The sequence below is a fragment of the Streptomyces sp. NPDC002054 genome, from assembly GCF_040296685.1.
In the GTDB taxonomy this organism is placed as follows: domain Bacteria; phylum Actinomycetota; class Actinomycetes; order Streptomycetales; family Streptomycetaceae; genus Streptomyces.
Window position 1 is genome coordinate 16,894 of sequence record NZ_JBEOXT010000002.1, and the last position, 22,702, is coordinate 39,595.

The 22,702-nt window shown below is 72.1% G+C and carries 20 protein-coding genes; 7 read left to right on the forward strand and 13 right to left on the reverse strand.

Features of this window, described 5'->3' with window-relative positions:
- Positions 1–48 precede the first annotated feature (48 nt).
- Positions 49–654 (forward strand): TetR/AcrR family transcriptional regulator, encoded by a 606-nt coding sequence (locus tag ABT123_RS01840; protein WP_351308257.1) that lies wholly within the window; start codon positions 49–51, stop codon positions 652–654.
- 36 nt (positions 655–690) lie between these two features.
- On the opposite strand, the gene ABT123_RS01845 is transcribed toward ABT123_RS01840, so the two are convergent.
- Positions 691–1,854: an agmatine deiminase family protein gene (locus tag ABT123_RS01845; protein ID WP_351308259.1), complete on the reverse strand. Its 1,164-nt coding sequence runs from the start codon at positions 1,852–1,854 to the stop codon at positions 691–693.
- Between the two features lie 156 nt (positions 1,855–2,010).
- Here ABT123_RS01845 and ABT123_RS01850 point away from each other — a divergent pair, with 156 nt between their 5' ends.
- Positions 2,011–2,646, forward strand: a complete 636-nt coding sequence (locus ABT123_RS01850; RefSeq protein ID WP_351308261.1) for a TetR/AcrR family transcriptional regulator — start codon at positions 2,011–2,013, stop codon at positions 2,644–2,646.
- 18 nt (positions 2,647–2,664) lie between these two features.
- On the opposite strand, the gene ABT123_RS01855 is transcribed toward ABT123_RS01850, so the two are convergent.
- The 11 genes from ABT123_RS01855 to ABT123_RS01905 form a co-directional block, all read right to left on the reverse strand.
- Entirely contained in the window at positions 2,665–3,495 is an 831-nt protein-coding gene (locus ABT123_RS01855) for an ABC transporter ATP-binding protein (protein WP_351308265.1), read from the reverse strand.
- Positions 3,488–4,465 (reverse strand): ABC transporter ATP-binding protein, encoded by a 978-nt coding sequence (locus ABT123_RS01860; RefSeq protein ID WP_351308268.1) that lies wholly within the window; start codon positions 4,463–4,465, stop codon positions 3,488–3,490. The genes ABT123_RS01855 and ABT123_RS01860 overlap by 8 nt, the downstream gene beginning before the upstream one ends.
- On the reverse strand, positions 4,462–5,316 hold the full coding sequence (locus tag ABT123_RS01865; RefSeq protein WP_351308271.1) for an ABC transporter permease: 855 nt from the start codon (positions 5,314–5,316) through the stop codon (positions 4,462–4,464). Before ABT123_RS01865 ends, ABT123_RS01860 begins: the two co-directional genes overlap by 4 nt.
- Complete coding sequence (locus ABT123_RS01870) at positions 5,313–6,272, reverse strand: ABC transporter permease (RefSeq protein ID WP_351308273.1); 960 nt, start codon at positions 6,270–6,272, stop codon at positions 5,313–5,315. The genes ABT123_RS01865 and ABT123_RS01870 overlap by 4 nt, the downstream gene beginning before the upstream one ends.
- On the reverse strand, positions 6,269–7,936 hold the full coding sequence (locus tag ABT123_RS01875) for an ABC transporter substrate-binding protein (protein ID WP_351308276.1): 1,668 nt from the start codon (positions 7,934–7,936) through the stop codon (positions 6,269–6,271). The genes ABT123_RS01870 and ABT123_RS01875 overlap by 4 nt, the downstream gene beginning before the upstream one ends.
- 86 nt (positions 7,937–8,022) lie before the next feature.
- Positions 8,023–9,087: an agmatine deiminase family protein gene (locus ABT123_RS01880; RefSeq protein WP_351308279.1), complete on the reverse strand. Its 1,065-nt coding sequence runs from the start codon at positions 9,085–9,087 to the stop codon at positions 8,023–8,025.
- Positions 9,088–9,172: 85 nt separating this feature from the next.
- Positions 9,173–10,930: an urease subunit alpha gene (locus ABT123_RS01885; protein WP_351308282.1), complete on the reverse strand. Its 1,758-nt coding sequence runs from the start codon at positions 10,928–10,930 to the stop codon at positions 9,173–9,175.
- Positions 10,927–11,628 (reverse strand): urease subunit gamma, encoded by a 702-nt coding sequence (gene ureA / locus ABT123_RS01890; protein ID WP_351308285.1) that lies wholly within the window; start codon positions 11,626–11,628, stop codon positions 10,927–10,929. Before ureA ends, ABT123_RS01885 begins: the two co-directional genes overlap by 4 nt.
- A gap of 292 nt (positions 11,629–11,920) precedes the next feature.
- Positions 11,921–12,502 (reverse strand): TetR/AcrR family transcriptional regulator, encoded by a 582-nt coding sequence (locus ABT123_RS01895; RefSeq protein ID WP_351308288.1) that lies wholly within the window; start codon positions 12,500–12,502, stop codon positions 11,921–11,923.
- A 125-nt stretch (positions 12,503–12,627) separates the two neighbouring features.
- Complete coding sequence (locus ABT123_RS01900) at positions 12,628–13,797, reverse strand: agmatine deiminase family protein (protein WP_351308291.1); 1,170 nt, start codon at positions 13,795–13,797, stop codon at positions 12,628–12,630.
- Between the two features lie 62 nt (positions 13,798–13,859).
- Complete coding sequence (locus ABT123_RS01905) at positions 13,860–15,485, reverse strand: serine/threonine-protein kinase (RefSeq protein ID WP_351308294.1); 1,626 nt, start codon at positions 15,483–15,485, stop codon at positions 13,860–13,862.
- 124 nt (positions 15,486–15,609) lie between these two features.
- Between ABT123_RS01905 and ABT123_RS01910 the strand changes: the two genes are divergently transcribed.
- Together ABT123_RS01910 and ABT123_RS01915 are read left to right on the forward strand one after the other, a co-directional pair.
- Positions 15,610–16,209, forward strand: a complete 600-nt coding sequence (locus tag ABT123_RS01910) for a TetR/AcrR family transcriptional regulator (RefSeq protein ID WP_351308296.1) — start codon at positions 15,610–15,612, stop codon at positions 16,207–16,209.
- A 118-nt stretch (positions 16,210–16,327) separates the two neighbouring features.
- Complete coding sequence (locus ABT123_RS01915) at positions 16,328–17,491, forward strand: agmatine deiminase family protein (protein ID WP_351308299.1); 1,164 nt, start codon at positions 16,328–16,330, stop codon at positions 17,489–17,491.
- A gap of 24 nt (positions 17,492–17,515) precedes the next feature.
- Here ABT123_RS01915 and ABT123_RS01920 read toward each other — a convergent pair whose 3' ends face one another.
- A complete protein-coding gene (locus tag ABT123_RS01920) occupies positions 17,516–18,481 on the reverse strand; it encodes an alpha/beta hydrolase (RefSeq protein WP_351308301.1) in 966 nt (321 codons plus the stop codon).
- 168 nt (positions 18,482–18,649) lie between these two features.
- On the opposite strand from ABT123_RS01920, the gene ABT123_RS01925 reads away from it, so the two are divergent.
- Genes ABT123_RS01925 through ABT123_RS01935 form a run of 3 tightly spaced genes read left to right on the forward strand, consistent with a single transcriptional unit; the run spans position 18,650 to position 22,675 of the window.
- A complete protein-coding gene (locus ABT123_RS01925; protein WP_351308304.1) occupies positions 18,650–19,786 on the forward strand; it encodes a radical SAM protein in 1,137 nt (378 codons plus the stop codon).
- Between the two features lies 1 nt (position 19,787).
- Complete coding sequence (gene lanL / locus ABT123_RS01930) at positions 19,788–22,568, forward strand: class IV lanthionine synthetase LanL (protein WP_351308307.1); 2,781 nt, start codon at positions 19,788–19,790, stop codon at positions 22,566–22,568.
- A gap of 5 nt (positions 22,569–22,573) precedes the next feature.
- On the forward strand, positions 22,574–22,675 hold the full coding sequence (locus ABT123_RS01935; protein WP_351308310.1) for an ALQxL family class IV lanthipeptide: 102 nt from the start codon (positions 22,574–22,576) through the stop codon (positions 22,673–22,675).
- Positions 22,676–22,702 lie beyond the last annotated feature (27 nt).

A 22,702-nucleotide genomic window follows, 5' to 3' on the forward strand; every position in this document is an offset into this window, starting at 1 on the left:
GAATATCATTCCCCGGGGCCGGGACAGGCCGCAGACCGAGGAGGACCCGTGGCCCAGCACACAGAACGCGCGGATGCCCTGCGCAACCGCGAGGCCGTCCTGGCTGCCGCCGACGCCCTCTTCGCCGCCAGCAGCAGCCCCCAGAGTGTGTCGATGGACGACATCGCCGCGGCTGCGGGCGTGGGCAAAGGCACCCTCTTCCGCCGCTTCGGCGACCGCGCGGGCCTGATCGCCGCCGTGATCGCCTCCCGCCTCGAACCCCTCCGGCAAACGGTGCGGGAAGCGCAGGACGCAGCCGCGTCCTCACCGAGGCAGCGGGTGCTGGACCTCCTCGATGCCTCGCTGCGCTTCAAGATCGAGAATCGGAACCTGATGTCGGCCGCGGAGCACGCCGGGCTCAGCAGCCCCTACCAGGCCGAGCACTACGGCTGGTGGCACGAAGCTCTTCGCGCGGCACTGGTTCAGGTGCCAGGAGTCCACGCCCCGGATTTCACCGCCCACGCCCTACTGGCCGCCATCCGCGCCGATCTCGTCGCGCACCTGATCGACGATCAGGAGATGACGCCCGAAGCCCTGCGGGCCTCGCTCGCGGCCCACATCGACAACGTCCTCGGCACCCGCAAGGAGGCAGGAAGTGGGGTGCCCGGAGGGTGAGTTGGCCTCCGGGCACCCCTCTGCGACGGCCGCGCGTTACGGGACGGGCTGCTGCTGGGTGACGCAGTGGATTCCGCCGCCGCCGGTGCCGAGGCGGTCGATGTTGAGCTGCTCGACGACGCGGCCGGGGAAGAGGCGGGTCAGGGTTGCCTTCGCCGCGGTGTCGGCCCGGGTGTCGCCGAAGTGGGCGCTGATCACCGCGCCGTTGCAGACGTAGTAGTTGGCGTAGGAGGCGAGGAAGTCCGGGTTGGAGGAGCGGATCTCGTAGTAGTCGGGGCCCTGGAGCTTCTCCACGGCCATGCGGACGCCGCCCACGGTCGTGGCTGCGGACAGGATCTGGAACTGCTGCCGCGCGTCCTTGGCGTAGACGTCGTTGTCCGAGGCCAACGGCATCTGGACGAGGGCCCTCCCGGGGGCGAGGAAGCGTGAGGTCGCGTCGACGTGGTCGTCGGTGATGTCCTGGCCGTACACGCCGTCGAACCAGATGACCTTGGACGCGCCGTAGGCGGTGCGCAGCGCGGCCTCGATCTGGGCCTGCGACATGTTGGGGTTGCGGTTCCTGTTCACCAGGCTGCTGCGGGTGGCCATCAGGGTGCCCGCGCCGTCCTGCTCGACCGCGCCGCCCTCGCCCACCAGCCCGGCGGCGGTGAACGGTACGCCGACGTGGGCAGCGATCCGGCCGGCGACGAGGGCGTCCCGGGCGTGGGTCTGCTTGTTGCCCCAGCCGTTGAAGTTCAGGCCGACCGCGTCCAGGCTGCCGGCCCCGTCGGTCCGGAACACCGGTCCGCTGTCGCGCATCCAGCAGTCGTCAACGGGGATGGTCGTGACGACGGTGACGGTCGGGCCGCACAGGGAGCGGGCCTTGGCGGCGCTGCCGGAGTTGGCGCAGAGGTAGACCGGCTCGTACTTGGCGATGGTGCGGGCGATGAGGGCGATGTCCGACTGGACGCCGCTGAGCTTGCCGCCCCAGATGGAGGTGCTGTCCGGCCAGGCCATCCAGGTGCGGGTGTGGCGGACGTCCTCGATCGGTACGCGGTAGGCGCCGGCCGCCGGGGCGGGGCGGGCCGCCGCTCGGGCCCGTCCCTCGGTCGCCGCGAGTGCGGCGGCTGCGGCGGTGAGTCCGGCCGCTGCCAGGAACCTGCGTCTGCCCATGCCCTCGGCGGGTGGGTTCAGTGCGTGGTCGGGTGCGTGGTCGTTCATGAGGGGTCTCCTTGGGGGGCAACTGCCCGCGCCGACTGCGGGGTTGACCGGAAAGCTAAAACTGACCAAGCGCTCGGTCAATAGTGTGGACGGGGTCGTTTCCGGGGATCGGGGGAAGCCGCAGGTGGCGATGGGCGCGCTCGTTAGAGTGACGCCATGGCAGCTTCCGCGAAGGACTCCCCGGACCTGTCCGCTCCCCCTGCCCGCGCGGGGCGGACCCGGGTCTCGGCGAAGGGCGAGCAGACCCGGGCGCGGCTGATCGCCGCCGCGCGGACCTTGCTGGCGGGCGGGATGAGCGAACGGTTCACCACCCGCAATGTGGCGGCGTTGTGCGGCGTTTCCCACGGAATGTGCCACTACCACTTCCAGGACCGGACCGATCTCGTCCTGGCGGTCATCGCGGACATCCGCCCGGAGTGGATCCACCCCCTGGAGGAGGCGGTCTCCGGCCCCGGGTCGTTCGCGGAGCGGGCCGAGCGGGTGGTCGAGCTGCTCGGCCGGCCCGAGGGTGCGGAACTCTCCCACCTCCACTCGGCGTTGCACTGGCACGCGCTGAACGACGCGCGGGTCCGGGAGTGCCTGGAGGCGGAGTACCGGCGCTGGCGCGGCTGTTTCGTCACGCTGTTCCAGGTCCTGGCCCGGGAGCGCGGCGGGGACGTCGACCCGCGGCTGCTGGGCGAGGCCGTGGCCGCCGCCGTGGACGGCCTGGCCGCCGCGGAGTCTCTGGGCTCCGAGGTCGACTCCGGGCCGGTGCTGCGCCTGCTGATCCGTACGCTCGCCGCCGGGACCTGACCCGGCTCCGGACACCTCCTATAGCGCCCGCCGGGCCGCCGCGATCGCCTCCGGGTCCCATCCCGGGCGGGGTACGGATTCCAGGAGCAGCCGGGTGTACGGGTGCCGGGGCGCGGCCAGCACCTCCGTCGTGCGGCCCTGTTCGACCACGGCCCCGTGGCGCATCACGAGGACCTCGTCGGTGACGCACCGGACGACCCCGAGGTCGTGGGTGATGAAGAGGTAGCCGATTCCGGTCTGTTCCCGGACGTCGGCCAGCAGGTTGAGGATCTGCGCCTGTACGGAGACGTCGAGTGCGGCAACCGCCTCGTCCAGGACCAGGACGGCCGGTTCGACGGCGAGAGCCCGGGCGATGGCGACGCGCTGGCGCTGGCCGCCGGAGAGCTGCCGCGGCAGGGCGTCGGCGGCCCGGGTGCCCAGGCCCACCTGGTCGAGCAGTTCGCGGACGCGCCGGGCATGGTCGCGGCCGGGGAAGTGCAGGCTCAGGGTTTCCCGCAGGGCCGCCTCGACGCTGGTGCGCGGGTCGAGGGAGAGGTACGGGTCCTGGAAGACCATCTGGATCTCGCGGGCTCGGGCGAGGCGCGCGGCCCGGCCCCGGGTGCGCCCGGTCCGGGACCGGCCGCGGACCAGGACCTCTCCCTCGTCGGCGTGTTCCAGGCCGACGACGATCCGGGCGGTGGTGGTCTTGCCGGAGCCGGACTCGCCCACGATGCCCAGGGCTCCGCCCTCGGGGAGGCCGAAGGACACGTCGTCCACGGCGCGGACGGCTCCGAAGGAGCGGCGCAGCCCCTTGACCTCCAGTACGTACGCGGACTCGGACTCGGGCTCGGGCTCGGACTTCTCAGGCATCGACGGCGCTCCCTTCGAGCCGGTCGCTGTGGTGGCAGGCGGCGTGGTGGTCCGGCCGGTCCGGGGCCGCGGACGGCAGCGGGGCCCGCTGGTCGCAGACCTCGGTGGCGAGGGGACAGCGGGTGGCGAAGGCACAGCCGTGCAGCGGCTCCCGCAGATCCGGCGGCTGGCCCTCGATCGCGGCGAGCCTGCCCCTGGGCCCCTCCATCCGCGGGGTGGAGGCGAGGAGGGCGGCCGTGTACGGGTGCCGGGGGCGCGTGAAGAGGACCTCGGCCGGGCCGGTCTCCGCGATCCGCCCGGCGTACATGACGTAGACGCGGTCGCTGATCGCGGCGGCGAGATCGAGGTCGTGGGTGACGAACAGCAGGCCGGTGCCGAAGCGCGTCCGGAGCCCCGCCAGGAGGGCGATGACCTCGGCCTGGCTGGTGACGTCCAGCGCCGTGGTGGGCTCGTCGGCCAGCAGGAGCGCGGGGTCCCCCATGAGGGCCGCCGCGATCACGATGCGCTGGAGCATGCCGCCGGAGACCTGGCCGGGGTACTTGCGCAGGACGGATTCGTCCAGGCCCACAGCGCGGAGGAGTTCCACCGCCCGGGACGTGGCGTCCTTGCTGCTCATAACCCCGGTGAGGGTGACGCTCTCGGTGAGGAAGTCGCCGATGCGGCGCAGCGGGTTGACGGCGGCGCGCGGGTCCTGGAAGACCATGGCCACCGTGCCGGCGCGTACGCCGCGCAGTCGGCCGGCGTCCATGGCGAGCACGTCCTCGCCACCGACCCGTACCGCGCCTTCGACGACCGCGCCGGGCGGCAGCAGGCGCAGGGCGCTGCGGGAGGTGAGGGTCTTCCCGGAGCCCGACTCGCCGACGAGGGCGACGGTTTCGCCGGCGGCGACGGTGAGGTCGACGCCGTCGAGGACGGGCCGGGCGGTGCCGGGCAGGGTGACCCTCAGCCCTTGGATCTCAAGTGTGTTCATCTGTCTCTCCTGGCGACGCGGTCGGCCCACCGCTCGCCCACCACGTTGAAGGCGACCACGGTCAGCACGATGAAGGCGCAGGGCAGGATCGCGGACAGCGGGTAGCCGTGCTGGATGGCGGTCTGCCCGTCGAAGACCATGCGGCCCCAGTCGGGGGTGAGCGCGGGGATGCCCAGCCCGAGGAACGACAGTCCGGCGAGGTCCATGAGGGCGTAGCCGAAGTTGACGGTGGACTGGGCGAGGACGACGGGGGCGATGTTGGGCAGGACGTGGCGCAGGCAGATCTGTACGGCCGAGTGGCCCTGGACCTGGTAGGCGCTCACATACGGGCGGGCGCGCTCGGCCAGAACCAGTGAGCGGGTCAGGCGGCTGACGTAGGGCAGGTAGGCGACGGCGAGGGCGATGACGGGGGCGAGCAGGCCCTCCCCGTAGACGGAGATGATCAGGATGGCCAGCAGCATGCCGGGGAAGGCGAAGACCAGTTCGGTGCTGCGGGAGAGGACGGAGTCGAGCCAGCCGCCCCGCCAGGCTGCGGCCATGCCGATGGCGATGCCGGCGACGGTGGAGAAGGCGACGACGCCGAGGGGGCCGAGCAGGGAGGTGCGCGCGCCGAACAGCAGCCGGGAGAGGGTGTCGCGGCCGGCGGCGTCCACGCCGAGCGGGTGCGCGGCGGACGGTCCGGCGAGGGCGTTGCCCAGATCGACGGCGTTGGGGTCGTGCGGCGCCAGCCACGGCGCGAGCAGTGCGGCGAGGACGACCAGGCCGACGATGGCCAGGCAGCCGAGGTGGAGCGGGGAACCGGTGGCGCGGATCCGGGAGAGGCCGGGGCGGCGGGTCAGGACGGCGGTCATACGGCGGCCTTCCTGGATGCGAGGGTGACCCGGGGGTCGACCAGGGGCAGAGCCAGGTCCACGATCAGGTTCACGGCCATGAAGAGGGCGACGATGATCAGGGAGATCGCCTGGACGGTGGGGAAGTCCTTGGTGGTGGTGGACAGTTCGAGGAGCTGGCCGATCCCGCCGATGCTGAAGGCGGTCTCCACCAGGATCGTGCACACCAGGAGGGTGGAGACGATCAGTCCGCCGGTGGTCAGGACCGTCCCGAGGGAGTTGCGGAAGACGTGGCGGCGGATGACCTGGCGTTCGGGGACGCCGCGGCTGCGGGCGACGGTGACGTGCTCGCTGTCGAGGGCTTCGAGCATGGCCGAGCGGGTGACCCGGGCGAGCATGCCGATCAGATAGAGGGCGAGGGCGATCGCGGGGAGGGTGAGGTGCCAGAGCATGTCCCCGAAGCCGTCGCCGGCACCGCTGCTGGGGAACCAGCCGAGCCGGACGGCGAAGAGTCCCTGGAGCAGGACGGCCGCGACGAAGGCCGGGGTGCCGACGGCGAACGTGGTGGTGACGAGGATGGCGGAGTCGGTGGCTCCGCCGCGGACGGCGGCGATCCGGCCCAGCAGCAGGCCGACCGCCACGACCACGACGAGGGCCATGGCGATCAGCAGCAGGGTCACGGGGAGCCGGTCCGCCAGGAGCCGCGAGACGTCGGTGCGGTAGGTGATCGAGCGCCCGAAGTCGCCTTGGAGCACGTCGCCGAGCCAGCGGAAGTACCGTACGAGGAAGGGGTCGTCCAGGTGGTACTGGGCGTTGATCGCGGCGAGGGCCTCCGGGGAGGCCGAACGGCCGGCGAGCAGGAAGCTCGCCGGGTTGCCGGGCGCCAGGTACATGGCGCCGAAGACCACGAACGAGGCGACGAGCAAGGTGGCGGCCATCTCCGCCACCCGTCGTACGGCGAATCGGACGAAGCTCACTGTGCGGCCCCCACGTCGGCGGCCCACGGGTAGTACATGTACGAGATCGTGGTGGGCGCTCCGGTGATCCGCTTGCCCAGGAACAGCGCGGTCGGCCACTCGGCGACGGGGATCCACAGCAGCTGCTCGGCGGCGTGGCGCTGGAGTTTCGCCTCGATGTCCATCCGCTGCTCGACCGGGTAGACGGCGGTGGCCTGGTCGACGAGCCGGTCGTACTGGGGGTCGCTGTAGCCGGCGAAGTTCATGTACGCGCCGGTCTTGAAGTTCTGCAGCAGGTCGAGCGGGTCGGTGATCGAGTCGTAGTAGGTGAGCGGGAACATGTCGATGCCCTCGCGGGCGCCCGGGTCGGTGAACAGCGCGGTGAAGGCGTTGGGGGCGATGGTCTTGAGGCGGATGTCCAGGCCGATCCGGGTGCCGGCCGCCTGGACCGCGGTGGCGAGGAGGGAGACGTCCTGGCCTATGGAACTGGTGGCCATGGTCAGGGTCTTGCCGCCGGCCCCGGCCTCCTTGATCAGGGCCTTGGCCCGCTCGATGTCCTGGCCGGAGGGCGGGAGGCCGTCGAAGGCGGTCTTGAGGGTGCGTTCGGGGGCGGCGGCCCAGGCGGCCCTGGTGGTGAGGGAGTTGGTGACGGTGCCCGCGCCCCCGAGTCCGGCCTTGACGAATCCGGTGCGGTCGAGGGCGAGGGACAGGGCGCGGCGGACGCGTACGTCGCCGAGCGGGCCCTGCATGGTGGTGATGTTGACGTTGACCGTGCTCAGGCCCTCGCCGAAGTAGAGGGTGCCGGTGCCGCTGTCGCGCAGGCGGGCGTAGCTCTCGGTGGGGATCAGGTAGCCGCCGTCGACCTCCCCGCTGAGCATGGCGTTGGTGCGGGCGGAGGGGTCGGTCAGGACGCGGAAGACGGCCTTCTTCGACTTGGCCCTGGTGCCCCAGTAGCCGTCGAAGCGGTTGAGCTCGATCGACTGGCCCTTGTTCCAGGTGCCGAGCTCGAAGGGGCCGGTGCAGGCGAGGCCGCCGGTGGTGCCGTAGTCCTTGCCCGCCGCCTCGACGCCGGACTTGGAGGCCACGACCCCCGCGGCGGTGGCCATGTACTGCGGGAACTGGGAGTCGGGCTTCTTGAGCTTGACGGTGACCTGGAGCGGACCGCTCTTGGTGACGGAGGTGACGTTCTGGAACACCTGGGCCCAGGCGGCGGCGTTGTCCGGGTCCATCTGGCGGCCGAGGCTGAAGACCACGTCGTCGGCGGTCATCTCCCTGCCGTCGTGGAAGCGCACGCCGGGGCGAAGGTCGTAGACCCAGGTGGTGGGATCGGGGTTGGACGCCTTCTGGGCGAGGCCGGGCTCGGTGGTGAGGGCCGGGGTCCAGCGCATCAGGCTCTCGCACACGTTGGACAGGATGGTGTTCTGCGGGTAGTCGAAGGCCACCGTGTAGTCGAGGGTGGGTGGTTCGGCGTAGACGGCCCAGTTGAAGGAGTCGATCTCACCGCGTGCCGGGGGCGTGGAGGTGGAGAGGCGGACGTCGGTGAGGTCGCCGCCGTTGCCCTTGGGCGGGCCCGCGCAGGCCGCGAGCAGGGCGAAGGAGGTCAGAACGGCGGTGGTGAGGGCCGCGGTGCGGCGGCCGGGGGCGCGGTGCGGGCGTCTGCTCGTGCGGGGTGGGGAGGTGGTCATCGTCGCGCTCTCTTTTCCGTGAGGGATGCGGGGGGAGGAGCGGGCGGACCGCCGGAGCGGTCCGCCTGGAACGGCCGGTTCTCGGGTCAGACGGTGGCGGCGGGGGTGGCGGTGGCGGCGGGGCGCGCGACCGGGATCTGCTGGGTGATGCAGTGGACCCCGCCACCGCCGAACGCGATGGCGAGCGCCCGTACCCCGACGACCTTGCGGTCGGGGTAGGCCGAGGCGATGACGGCGAGGGCGTCCTCGTCCTGGGGCAGCCCGGCCACCGGGACGACGACGCCGCCGTTGGCGACGTAGTAGTTCAGATACGAGACCTCGATCCGGCCGTCGGCGAGGTCCGTGAAGGCCGTCTGCGGCACGTCGATGATCTCCAGCCGGCGGCCCCGGGCGTCGGTGCCGGCCTCCAGCACCGCGCGGTTGGCGCGCATCCGGGCGTAGTCGGGGTGGGCGGGGTCGGACGGCAGGGAGACGACGACCGTGCCGGGTGCGGCGAACGCGCAGACGCCGTCGACGTGGCCGTCGGTCTCGGTGTCGAGCAGGCCGCCGTACGGCAGCCAGATGACCTTGGTGACGCCGAGCCGGGCCTTCAGCTCGGCCTCGATCTCGTCCCGGCTCAGGCCGGGGTTGCGGTTGGGGTGCAGCAGGCACTGTTCGGTGGTGATCAGCGTGCCCTCGCCGTCGACGGTGATTGCGCCGCCTTCGAGGATCATGTCGGAGGCGATCCGGTCGGTCCCGAGGTGCTCCAGCAGCAGGGCGCTGACCCGGTCGTCGGCGTCGAACGGGTGGTGCTTGCCGCCCCAGGCGTTGAAGCGGAAGTCCACGCCGGCGCGGTTGCCGTCGCCGTCGAGGACGAAGAGCGGGGCGGAGTCGCGGAACCAGGAGTCGTCGAGCGGCAACTCGATCACGGTGACGCCGGTGCCGCCGGTGGCGCCGGTGGCGCCCTCCCCGCAGCGGGCCCGGGCCTCCTCGCCGTGGCCGGGCGGGGCGACCATCGTCACCGGCTCGAAGGCGGCGATGGCACGGGCGACGTTGGCGTACTCCTCCTTCACGTCGGCCAGCACGCTTCCCCACAGGTCCTCTCGGGTGGGCCAGGCCATCAGGCAGCCCTCGTGCTCGGACCACTCGGCGGGCATACGGTATTCAGCCATCGAATGTCTCATTTCTTTCGCTGTCGGAGTTTTCCACTCGACTGAAAATTCAGTCCAGAGCGAGGGCATGCAGAGGCTGTGCCGTTCACAAGAAGTAGAGGCGGTTGAGGGAGACCTCCTGCGCCGGTTCGGAGCGCAGGGGCTCCCCGTCGAGCGTGACGAGGCCGGTCCGGGGGTTCACATGGACGTCCCCCAGTCGGGCATTGCCGACCATGTCCTTCGGGCCGATGCCACGGGTCCCCCGGACGGCGACCCGGCGGCGCCGGGTGGCGAGGGCGTCGTACGGGGCACCGAAGGAGCCCGACTCGGCCGCGGCGCGGCTGACGAAAGCCACCGAGAGGTCCGCGGGGGCGGCGCCGTGGGCGCCGAACAGCGGGCCCAGGACCAGCGGCTCACAGCAGTCGGTGGCGGCGTTGGGGTCGCCGGTGACTCCATAGGCCGGGAAGCCGGACTTGAGGACCAGTTGCGGCTTGGCGCCGAAGAACGGGGGGCGCCAGAGCACGATGTCGGCGAGCTTGCCGACCTCGATGGAGCCGATCTCATGGGCCAGGCCGTGGGCAATGGCCGGGTTGATGGTCAGCTTGGCGATGTAGCGCAGGACGCGGGCGTTGTCGTCGCCCTCGCCGTCGCCGGCCATCGGGCCCAGCTCGCCCTTCATCTTCCCGGCCATGGCGAAGGTCCGTCGGATCGTCTCCCCCGCCCGGCCCATGCCCTGGGCGTCGGAGGAGGTGATCGCGATCGCCCCGAGGTCGTGCAGCACGTCCTCGGCACCCATGGTCCCGGCCCGGATCCGGTCGCGGGCCATGGCGGCGTCCCCGGGCAGGTCCGTCTTCAGGGCATGGACGGAGACGATCATGCCGTAGTGCTCGGCGACCGCGTCCCGGCCGAAGGGCAGGGTGGGGTTGGTAGAGGAGCCGATGACGTTCGGCACGCCCGCCATCTTGAGCACGTTCGGGACGTGCCCGCCGCCGCAGCCCTCGATGTGGAAGGCATGGATGGTGCGGCCTTCCAGGACCCGGAGGGTGTCCTCGACGGAGAGGCACTCGTTGAGGCCGTCGCTGTGCAGAGCGACCTGAACGTCATGCTCCTCGGCCACCCGCAGCGCGGTGTCCAGGGCCCGGGTGTGGGCGCCCATGTCCTCGTGCACCTTGAACCCGCACGCACCGCCCTCGGCCAGCGCCTCGACGAGCGGGGCGGCGTCCGAGGAGGAGCCGCGGGCCAGAAAGCCGATGTTGACGGGCCAGGCGTCGAAGGCATTGAACCCGTGCTTGAGCGCCCAGGGCGAATTCACCCCCACGCCCCAGCTCGGCCCGATTTCCTGCCCGATGATCGTGGTCACGCCGCTCGCGAGGGAAGCCTCCATGATCCGCGGGGAGAGCAGGTGGACGTGGGTGTCCACGGCGCCCGCGGTGGCGATCAGCCCCTCGCCCGAGATCATGGTCGTGCCGGTTCCGACGACGACGTCGACCCCGTCGAGGGTGTTGGGATTGCCGGCCCGGCCGATGGCGTGGATACGGCCCTCGCGGATGCCGATGGACACCTTGCGGATGCCAAGGACTGCGTCGATCACCAGGACGTTGCTGATGACCACGTCGCAGGTGTCGCGGACGGCCGCGGCCTTGAGGTGGAGGCCGTCCCGGGCGGTCTTGCCGAAGCCGGCCAGGAATTCGTCACCGGGCTTCTGGGCGTCGGACTCGACGCGGACAACGAGTCCCGAATCGCCCAGGCGTACCCGGTCACCGGCCCGCGGGCCGTGCACCGCGGCGTACTCGTGCGGGTCGATGTGCCGGCTGCCCGGCGCGCAGTGCGCACTGTGGTCGCTGTGTCGGGTCGGTCTGCTCACGTTGCATTTCCTTCCGTGTGCGCTCCGAGGTAGCCGCACGCCTCGGCCCTGGCCAGCGCCAGCGCCTTGGCGCCCGGGGCGTCGAGCGGGCCGTCGACCAGGCCGGCGAAGCCGATCGCGATCCGGTCGCCGCCGATGGGGACGAGGCCCACCTCGACGGTGGCGCCGGAGTCGAAGCGGGTGGACGACCCGGCGGCGACGGCCAGCCGCATGCCGTAGGCGGCGGCGCGGTCGAAGTCCAGGCGCGGGTTGGCCTCGAAGAAGTGGAAGTGCGAGGTCACGCTGACCGGGACGGTCGCCGTGTTGTGTACGGCGAGGGTGAGGACCGGCACCGGGGCCTCGACGGTGTCCGAGGCGGGCAGTACGGCACCCGGCGCAGCGTCGTCTCGGGAGTGCGCCCCGAAGGGGTCACTGATCGCCGCGAGCCGGGTGCCGTCCTCGAACACCGCCTCGACCATCACCTCGGTGACGATGTCGACGACGCCCGGCAGGACGTCGTCCGGGCCGAGGACACCACGGCCGCGTTCGAGGGCGTCTGCGAGGCGGAGGCCGTCGCGCGCCGCCTCGCAGACCGTGTCGGCGATCACGGCGGTCGCCTCCGGGACGTTGAGCCGCAGGCCCCGTGCGTGCCGGGCCCGGGCCAGTTCGGCGGCGGTGAACAGCAGGAGCCGGTCACGTTCGGTGGGCGTCAGGGGCATGACGCCCTCGAAACCTTCATGATCATTCCTTCCTCCGGAAGGCGGACGCGGGAGGCCACCGGGGCCGGGAGTCCGCCGTCCGGGTGTGCGGGTACGCGGAGCGCCGGGGGGTTTGGTGACGCGATGGGGAGCGGGGGCCGGGTGCGGCCCGCAAGGGAATCCCGGGATTCCGGGGTGGGCCGAAGCGAGGCTCTGCGGGGCCGTCGGCGGCTCGGGCTCCCACTCTGGCACTGACTGAAAATTCAGTCAATAGACGAGGCGGCGAAAGGTGCCGGTCTACCGACCGGGTACGTCAGTTCTGCCGGAGCCCGGCCAGTTCGGCGTCGATGGCCCCGCGCATCAGCTCCCGCGCGTGACCGATCTTGGTGCCGCCGCTGAGCCAGCGCATGCTGAGCCCCTCCAGGAGGGCGGTGAGCCGTTCCGCGGCGGCGGCCAGCGACGAGGCCGGCGCCATCGGCTGCACCTGGCCCAGCAGCGCGGCGACCTCCTGGACCCACACCAGGGTGGCCCTGGCGAGATCCTCGCGCAGCACCTCGTCGAAGACGGCGCTCGCCCGCAGTTCACCCCAGGCCGAGCTGTTCTCCCGTACTTCCACGGTGTCCTGGAGCTCCAGCAGCAGCGTCTCCTCCAGCTCCTCGCGAGGGGTGAGCGGCGGCTCGTCGGGGTCGCGGTCGGTGGTGTAGCGCTCCGCACGGTCGTTGATGAACTCGAGGGTCTGGCGCAGGACCCCCGTGCGGTCCTTGAAGTGGTAGTAGATCAGGGCGGTGGAGACGCCGGCCTCGGCCGCGAGTTCCTCCACGCGCAGCCCGCGGACCCCGCGCCGGGCGATCACCCGGGCGGCAGCTTCGAGGATCTGAGTGCTGCGAGACGCCATGACCCGCACCTTACCCGGGCCTTCCCGAGCGGGCGTACGCGGCCCGTCACCGCGCGTGCGGACCGGTGCGAGCGCGGCCCGTCCGACGGGCGGGGCCTTCGCCGGCCGCCGGGGCGCGGCGGACATCAGACGACCGGCGGGACGGCCGGGTGCGACTGGGTCGCGCAGTGGATGCCGCCGCCTCCGCCGGCGATGTGGTCGATGTCGATCTGGACCACCTGCCGGTCGGGGTAGGCGGCTTGCAGGATGGCGTACGCGAGGCCGTCGGCGTAGCCGTCGCCGAACTGGGGCGCGATGACCGCGCCGTTCGCGGTGTAGTAGTTGGTGTAGCTGGACAGGAACTCCGCTCCCCCGCCGCGGATACGGCGGCGGTCGGGGCCGGGGAGTTCCGTGATGGCGAGGCGGCGACCGCGGGCGTCGGTGGCGCTCTCCAGGGCCCGCTTGGTCTCCTCGTAGACGGCGATCCACTTCCGGTCCGCGCCGGCTCCGGGCTTGTCCAGGATGACCCGCCCCGGGGCGGTGAAACGGGCCAGGCAGTCGATATGACAGTCCGTGATGTCCTGGCCGGCCAGACCCGGGACCCAGATGACCTTGTCGATGCCGAGCGCCGTCTTCACGGCCTGCTCCACCTGGTCCTGGGTCATGCCCGGGTTGCGGTTGGCGTTGACCAGCGAGCTGACCGTGGCCAGCAGGGTTCCCTCACCGTCGGTCTCCAGCGAGCCGCCCTCGCCGACGAACCCGGCCCGGATCCGGCGCACCCCGTACTCGCCGAGGAGGATGCCGGCAGCCGCCGCGTCGTTGGCGAACGGCTGGGCGTACGGGGTGCCCGTCTTGCCCCAGCCGTTGAAGTTGGTGTCCACCCCGGCGACGGCTCCCGCGCCCACCACGAAGGTGGGGCCGAAGTCCCGGATCCACAGGTCGTCGTTGGGGATCTCGATGACGTCGATGGCGTGGTAGGCGCCGCGCCCGCAGCGGTAGCGGGCGTCGGCGGCATGACCGGGGCGCGCCAGCATCACGACCGGCTCAAAGCGCGATATCTCGTACGCGACGTCGGCGATGTTGCCGCGAACCGATTCGAGGTTGCCCTCCCAGACCGCGGAGAGGGCGGGCCAGGCCATGTAGGTACGGACGTGGCGGTCGGTCTCCGCTGGCATCCGCAGGGTCGCGGAACCGGTGCCGGGGGCGGTGGCCGCATGCGCGGCGGCGGAGGGGAGGACCGAGCTGAGGGTGGTGAGCGGCAGGGCCGCCGCACCGAGCTGGAGCAGTCGGCGGCGGGTGGCGCGGGGCGTGTCCATGGGTCTCCCTGAGGGGGAAGGGGTGGGATGACTCGGCATCTTTGCGTTAACTGAAAATTCAGTCAAGCCGTCCGGCGGTACTGATCCACGACGATCGTGACGGAGCCGTCGTCGGCGGCCTCGATCAGCCGCACGATCGCAATCTCGCTCCGGTCCGGACTGCGCACGCAGAACGGGCGTGCGTCGGCGAGCGCGGTGAAGGGGAGGTCGGCGGCCGGTCGCGTCTCGATGCCGTGCACGCAGTCGGCCGCCGTCAGCTCCCCGGTGTCGGCCACGAAGGCGTCCGACTCCTCGGACGGCACGAACGCCTGACCCTCGTGGGCCAGGTACCAGGTGGCCGTCTCCGCGGCCACCACCTTCCCCGCCTTCAGGTCGAACTCGTAGCCGGAGTCGGGGGCGGTGAGCTCGGCCTTCGCATAGCCGGGCAGGTAGTCGGCGTCCGGTCCCTCCCCCGCGGGAACATCCAGGTAGTACACGGCTCCGGCGCAGGCCAGCAGCGTGGCGGCCACTGCCAGGGCCGCCGTCGGCAGGCGCCGCCGCCCGCGTCGCGGCGTACGACGGCCAGGGCCAGGGCCGCCGCCGGCCGCCGGGGCAGGAGCCGGGACCGGTGGTGCGGCCAGCTGCGCAGCGGCCTGGACCGGCGCGGGCACCGGCATTCCGGGCCCGGCCCCGGCCAGGGCAGTCGGGGCATGGGACCCAGCCCCGGCCGGGGCACCGCCCTCGGGGCCGGGGTGTCCGGTCGTCGCCCTGGTCGGCTGGAGGTGCTCCGGGGCGGGCCGCCCGACGCCCCCGACCTCCTCCCGGACCGGGCGCGGCAGCCAGCCCTCCGTGAACTCCGGTCGCGGGCCCACCACGGGGTGCGCGCGCACGGACGCGATCAGTTCGACGCTCGTGGGACGGTCCTCAGGACGCTTGGCCAGGCACCACGAGATCAGGTCGTGCAGGTCACGGGGTACATGGCTGAGGTCGGGATGCTCGTGGACCACCCGGTACAGGGCGCCGGCCTCCGGCCCGTCCCCGAAGGGCGGGACCCCGCCCGCCACGTACCCGGCCAGCGTTCCGAGCGCGAAGACATCGGTGGCCGGTGTCACCTGGCGGCCCAGCGCCTGCTCGGGCGCCATGAAGGCGGCGGTGCCGATCCGCAGGCCCGTGCCGGTGAGGGCGGCGGCGTCGGCCGCGCGGGCGATACCGAAGTCGATCACCCGGGGGCCGTCCCCCGCGACCAGCACATTGGCCGGCTTGAGGTCGCGATGGACCACGCCCGCCCGGTGGATGGCCTGGAGCGCCTCGGCGATACCCGCGACAAGCAGCAGGACCGTACGCACCGGCAGCGGTCCGTGCCGTTGCACCACCTCCTGCAGCGAGGGACCGGGCACATAGGCCGTGGCGAGCCACGGCATGCGGTCGTCGACCCCGGAGTCGACCACCTGGGCCGTGAACAGGCCGTGGATCCGGCGGGCGCTGGCCACCTCCTGGGCGAACCGCTCGCGGAACTCGGGATCCGCGGCGAACTCCCTGCGGACGGCCTTCAGTGCGATGGGGCGGCCACCGGGCGTGTACGCCAGGTAGACCACCCCCATGCCACCGGAGCCGAGGCGGGCATGGAGGCGGTAGCCACCGATCTCGTAGGGGTCGTCGGCGGACAGCGCCGCAGGGGTGGGCGGTACGCCGGGGAGCTGCTCGGGCATGCGGTGGCTCTTTCAACGATGGAGCAATGACCTGCGCGCATCGTGCCGCTAACTAAACTTTCAGTCAATGTGTGACAATGCGAGACGCACACGGCCAGGAGGGACCACCAGGAGGGACCACACAGTGACCGACCGCAAGAGAGCGATCCTCACCGGCGCCGCGCGGGTCATCGCACGTCAGGGCGTCCGGGGGCTGCGGGTGGCGGACCTGGCGGCCGAGGCCGGCGTGTCCACCGCCCTGATCTACTACCACTTCAAGGACCGGCCCGGCATCCTGCGCGAAGCCCTGGCGTTCATCGGGGACCGGGCGGACCGCTACACCGCAACCTGGGAGGGCGAGGTCACTACTCGCCCGTCGGAGCCGCGGCAGCTCCTGGAGCAGACCCTGCTGCTGGAGTTCCAGGACCTGCCCGAGGTACGCGAGAACAGTACGGCCTGGGGTGAGCTGCGGGCCCACTCGGTCTTCGATCCGGAGCTGCGGGACGAGCTCGCCGCGGCCGGCGCGGCCTGGGTGGCGGAGGTCGCGGGCCATCTCGCCGCACTCTGCCCGGCCGCGCCGCCCGGCGCCGTCACGGCAGCCGCGGAGCGGCTGACCGCCCTGCTGGAGGGGCTCAGCGTCCGCTGGCTCAGCGGTCTGCTCCCCCTGGAACATGCCCGCGGCCTGCTGCGCGAGGCGATCGGAGTGGAAATCGACCGGCTGGGTTCCCATCCGGTCGCGAATTGACTGAATTTCCAGTCAGTGTCACAGTGACGACACGAGGCCGCATCCCTCTCGACGCAGAGCGGCCGTCCGCAGTGCGGAGCGCGCACCCTTGTCGTAGGGCCCACGATCGGAGTTCCCCGTGTCCTTGCTTCCCCCCACCCGTCGGACCGTCCTGCGCACCCTCGCCGGCATCGGCGCACTCGTCGCGGGCTCCTCGGCCTGCAGCCCCTCCGAGACCGGCGCACCGGCCGGCGCCACCGTCGGGTCCTCCCGGCCCGCCGCCGCGGGCAGCAAGCGCCGCCTCGGCGCCGAGTGGGAGAGCCACACCCGTACGTTCATGTCCTGGCCGGCGTTGTCCTCGGTCTGGGAGCAGGACCTGCCCTACGTACGCGAGGACATCGCGCGGATCGCCCGGGCCGTCGGGGAGTACGAGGCGGTCGTCATGATGGCCCGCCCCGATCAGGTGACCGCGGCCCAGCGGGCGTGCGGCTCGCAGGTCGAGGTGATCCCGCTGGCCGTCGACGACCTCTGGGCCCGCGACACCGTCCCCGTCTTCGTCGAGCAGGACGGCAAAGTCGTCGGAGTCGACTTCAACTTCAACGGCTGGGGCAACAAGCAGGAGCACAAGAACGACGGGGTGGTCGGCCGCAACCTGCTCCAGAAGTACGGGATCCCCCGGGTCCAGGCTCCGCTGGTCGCGGAGGGCGGATCCTTCGAGCCCGACGGCGAGGGCACCCTGCTGATCACCGAGAGCTCGATCGTCAACGACAACCGCAACCGGGGCAAGAGCCGGGACACGATCGAGGCCGAGCTCAAGCAGACCCTGGGCGTCGAGAAGGTGGTCTGGCTGGCCGGCGTACGCGGTGAGGACATCACGGACGCCCACGTGGACAGCCTGGTGCGGTTCACCGCGCCCGGTGTGATCCTGCTCGACCGCGCGCACCCCAGCACCCCGGCGGACTCCTGGTCGCGCTCCGCCGACCAGGCGAAGTCCGTCCTGTCGAAGGCGACGGACGCCCGCGGCCGGCGCTTCGAGGTCATCGACCTGCCGCAGCCCGACCTGAACAGGATCACGGGCGAGGGCGACGACTTCGTGTCGACCTACGCCAACTTCTACATCGCCAACGATGCCGTCTTCATGCCCAGGTTCGGGGACCGCAAGGCCGACGACCGGGCCCGCGGCATCCTCCAGGAGCACTTCCCCAAGCGGGACATCGTGCCGGTCGCGATCGACACGATCGCCTCGGGCGGCGGCGGCATCCACTGCTCGACCCACGACCAGCCCGGCAAGCCCGCCGCCTGACCGGGAACAGGCCGTGCGGGCTGCTCAGGCCGTGCCGAGTGCGGCGCGCAGCGTGGCGGTGGCGAGGCCGATGGCGGCCTGGGTGCCGTGGGTTTCCCGCAGGGGGTTGAGCATGACGAAGTCATGGATGACGCCCTGGATGCGCACGGCGGTGACGGGGACGCCCGCGGCGCGCAGCTTGTTGGCGTAGGCCTCGCCCTCGTCGCGCAGGACATCGGCCTCGGCGGTGATCACCAGGGTCGGGGGCAGGCCGGTGAGCTGCTCGGTGGTGGCGCGCAGCGGCGAGGCGGTGATCTGCGCGCGCTCCGCCTGGTCGGTCGTGTACTGGTCCCAGAACCACTGCATGCCATCGCGGCGCAGGAAGTACCCCTCGGCGAACTGGTGGTAGGAACCGGTGTCGAAGGCGGCGTCGGTGACCGGGTAGAAGACCACCAGCTGGAGCAGCGGCAGGCCGCCGCGCTCCTTGGCGAGCAGGGTCAGGGCGATGCTGATGTTGCCGCCGACCGAGTCGCCGGCGACGGCCATGCGGGTGGCGTCCAGGCCGTGTGCGGCTCCGTCGGTGACGACCCAGCGGGCGACGGTCCAGCACTGCTCGATGGCGACCGGGTAGCGGTGTTCGGGTGAGAGGCCGTACTCGGGGAAGACGACGGCGGCGCCCGCGCCGACGGCGATATCGCGGACGAGGCGGTCGTGGGTGTGGGCGTTGCCGAAGACCCAGCCCGCGCCGTGGATGTAGACGATCACCGGCAGGGCGCCGGTAGTGCCGACCGGGCGGACGATCCGTGCCCGGACCTCGCCGGTGGGCCCGCCCGGGACGGTCAGCCACTCCTCGTCGACGGCGGGCTTGGCGATCTCGCCGGACTGGACCTCGTCGACCGCCTTGCGGCCCTCGACGGGCGGCATCTCGAACAGGTACGGCGGCTTGGCCGTGGCCTCCGCAAACGCAGCAGCAGCGGGTTCCAGGACCGGGCGAGCACTCGTCTCACTCATGTCGGGTTCTCCAGAGCGTAGGGCGTCGAGGGAAGGAGTCCGGCACGCTCTTCCCGCTGCCCAAGCGAAGCACAGGGCCTGGTCCTGCGCGAGCCGATGCCGGGCCCCCGACACGCGCCCTAAGGACGGACTAAGGCAACCCACAGAGTCGTGAGCACCATGACTGACATGGGAAAACGCCCCACGGTCCCTCAGGAAGGGGGTGCTCTGGCCATGGACGGTCCGGCCGATGCCACAACGGCTCCAAAGCCCGGCTCCACCGGTCCCAAGGACGTCATCTGGGACATCACCTACGCGTGCCCGCTGCGCTGCACTCACTGCTATTCGGAGTCGGGCCGGCGCCCCGCCCGGCAGCCGGAGCACCAGGAGTTGCTGCGGATCGCCGATGCCATCATCGCGCTCCGGCCCGGTGTGGTCTCCCTGGCCGGCGGCGAGCCCCTCCTGGTACCCGGGATCGCCGAGATCGCCGCGCGGCTGACCGGCGCCGGCATCCACGTGGTGCTGTACACCGGCGGATGGCGACTGACACCCGGCATGCTGGACGATCTCGCGGACGTCTGCCACCGCGTCGTCGTCAGCCTGGACGGTGCCACAGCGGAGGTGCACGACCGGATCCGTGGCAGGGCAGGGTCCTTCGAACGGGCGCTCGATGCGCTCTGCCTCCTCGACCGGACCTCGCGTGCCCGCCGCGAACGAGGCCTGCCACCCGTGCAGTTCGGTGTGGACTGCGTGGTGGTCCGCAGCAACTTCGACCAGCTCGAAGAGTTCTGCACCCGGATCGCGCCGCGCTTCCCCGAGCTGCGGATCCTGTCGTTCGGCGCGGTGATCCCGGCCGGACTCGCCAGCCGTGCCGGCTTCGCGGAGCATGAGCTGCTCTCCGACGCGCAGATGGCCCAGCTCTCCGGAGGGCCGCTGCACCAGCGGCTCACGGCGCTGGCCCCGTCGTCCGTACTCGTCCTGGTCACCGACAACCTGCACCTGCAGATGCACCCGGACCAGACCGCGCGGGCCCTCGACTTCCAGGCGATCCAGGTGGAGCCCGACGGCGCGGTGCGGGCCATGCCGATCTACGAAGGCACGGTCGGCAACCTCCTTGACGACCCCGCGGACCTGCTCTGGCAGCGCGCGGTCGCCCGGTGGAGCGACCCGTTCGTGGTCCGGACGCTCACCCCGGTACGGACCGTACGCGACTGGGCCGAGGCCGCCCGGCGGATCGACTACCGCTTCGGCTCGGACGCGGACCGCGCCCGGATCGACCGGCGGCCCGTCTTCACACCCCCGGCTCCCGGAAACCGAGGTCAGTGACATGGACGACACTTTCCTCCTCGACATCGTGGAGTCGGTGCTCTCACGGCACCAGGCTGGCGCATGGCGCGTCCGCCCCGGGGACTTCTGGTGTTACGTGTCCCCCGCCGCCGAGCCCACCAGGGTGCAGGGCTGGAAGCTGCACATCTCCGCCACACCGCTGTCCGCACCACTGGTCCTGTCCCGCGCCGCGCAGGTCCTGGTACGCCGGCGGTGCAGGTTCAAGTTCGCCGGCACCCTCGGCCGGGCCGGGGAGCTGGTGTCGCACCGCTACGACCGGGGCGGCGGGGGCAAGTTCCTCACGGTCTACCCGGAGTGCGACGACAACGGGCTGCGCGCCCTGGCCGAGGAACTGCACCGGGCCACCGAGGGGCTGCCGGGACCGGGCATCCTCTCCGACCGGCCGTGTGTTCCGGGCAGCCTGGTCCACTACCGGTACGGGGTGTTCAGCGGGGTACCCGCCCTGGGCGACGACGGCATGCACGGCGCGATGCTGATCACTCCGGACGGCACGCTCGTACGCGACCAGCGCAAGCCCTGGTTCTCCCCGCCGCCCTGGGCGCCCCGCGACCCCTTCGCCACGGAGCAGACCCCCGCACCGCGCAAGGCCACACCCGCAACAACCCGCCCGGCGGCCAAACCCGTTCTGCTGGACGGCCGCTACCTGGTCCACGAAGTGATCCGGCACGCGTTCGCCGGCGGCGTCTACCGGGCCACCGACAAGACCACCGGCAGCCCCGTCATCGTCAAGCAGGCACGCCCGCACACCGCCGCGAACCTGACCGGGCAGGACGTCCGCGACCGGCGGCGCCACGAGGCCGCCATGCTCGACCTGTTCGCGGACAGCGGCTACACCCCACGCCCGGTCGCCGTCTTCGAGCAACAGAACGACCTGTTCCTCGTGCAGGAGGCCGTTTCCGGTACGACGCTGCGTCAGTGGGTGCTCGACCACCTCGACTTCGACGACGGACGCCCCTGGGGGATCCCTCCGACGGACGCCCTGCGCCTGGCACGCGGCCTGACCGGTGTCGTGCGCTCCGTCCACACCGCGGGGTGGGTGCTGCGAGACTTCAACCCCAACAACCTGATGGTCGACGACAGCGGCGAGGTACGCCTCATCGACCTGGAAATGCTCGCCCGCCCCGGCGAACCCGCCACACGTATCCACACACCGGGATACGCGGGCGCCGAGCAGAGCACCACGCCCGTCATCGGTGCGGCGCCGCTCCCCCCATCGGACCTCTACAGCCTCGGTGCCACCCTCTTCTACCTGGTCACCGGCGTCGACCCGCTGCTCGCCGCCGACGCACCGGCCACCCGCCCGTACCGCGAACGCCTCGCCGCCTGGCTCGTACGGCTGTCGTCCGGCAACACGGCGGCGCACCGGCTCGCCCCGCTGATCCTGGACCTCCTCCACGAGGACCCGGAGCTGCGCCCCGGGGTGGACGAGGTCCTGGAGCGGCTGGCGGAGACGGCCGTCGACGGGAGGCCGCCGAGCGGCCCCGCCCCGGCGCGCGGTCTCGCGGACCACGAGCTGAAGCAGCTCGTCGCGGACGGCCTCGACCACCTCCTCGCCACCATGGACCCGGAACACCCGGAACGGTTGTGGCCCACCGGCCCGGTGGGGGCGACAACGGACGCGTTCAACGTCCAGCACGGCGCGGCCGGGGTCCTCGGCGTCCTCGTCCGCGCCCACGCCGACGAGCCGCATCCAGGGCTGCGTACGGCGGTGGAGCAGGCGGCCCAGTGGATCAGCCGACGGGTCGGACGGGAGCCGCGGATCCTTCCGGGGCTGTACTACGGCAGGTCCGGGACCGCCTGGGCCCTGCTGGACGCGGGCGAACTGCTCGGCGACACGGCACTGCTCGCCCATGCCAAGGACCTGGCCCTGCGGGTTCCGGTCCGCCGGCCCGGCCCCGACATCTGCCACGGGGTGGCCGGCGCGGGCATGACCCACCTGCGGTTCTGGGAGGCCACCGGAGAAGAGCGGTACCTCGACCGGGTGCGGCAGGCGGCCGACCATCTCTCCTCGGCCGCGGTCCGCACGGAGGGCTCCGTCCTGTGGCCGGTGCCGGGGGAACTCCTGTCCAGCCCCTCCGACATCACGCACTACGGGTTCGCCCATGGTGCCGCCGGAATCGGCGCGTTCCTGCTCGCGGCGGCACGGGCCACCGGCACCACCGGGTACGGGGAGCTGGCGGCCGAGGCTGCGCGGACCCTGCTCGCCCTGGCCGAGGTGGAGGAGGCCGCCGCGTACTGGCGCAGCGGGGAGAAGAACAGCCCCCGCAAGACCCACTGGTGCAGCGGCTCCTCCGGGGTCGGGACCTTCCTGGTGCGGATGTGGCAGGAGACCGGCGAGGACGCCTTCCGGGAGGCCGCGCACGGGGCCGCCGTCGCCGTGCGCCGCTCGCGCTGGCACGTCGGCACCTCTCAGTGCCATGGCCTCGCGGGCGACGGGGAGTTCCTGCTCGACCTCGCCGAGGCCTGCGGCACGGACATCTATCGCGAGTGGGCGGGAGAGCTGGCTGCCGGGATCCATGTCCGGCACGTCCTGCGGGACGGACGCACCGTCCTGCCGGACGACAGCGGGACCGAGGTGTGGGCCGACTTCAACACCGGCCTGTCGGGAGTCCTCGCCTTCCTGCTCCGCCACGCCCACGGCGGGCCCCGCCTGTGGCAGCCGCGTTCCTTCACGGGGCTCGGCACCCTCGACTCCGGCACCACCGCGGCGCGGGCCGCGGCCGTGCCGGCCCATCAATACCGGACAGCGGAGAGGGGGTGAACATCATGGAGTTCGACGTGAACGCTCTCCAGCTCCTGGAGGAAGAGACCGACGAGAGCGGCGCCTGGCCGCCGCCGACCGCGTGTTCCTGCTGCAGCACCTTCTGACGCAGCGACACCTCCCGCCCACCGTTC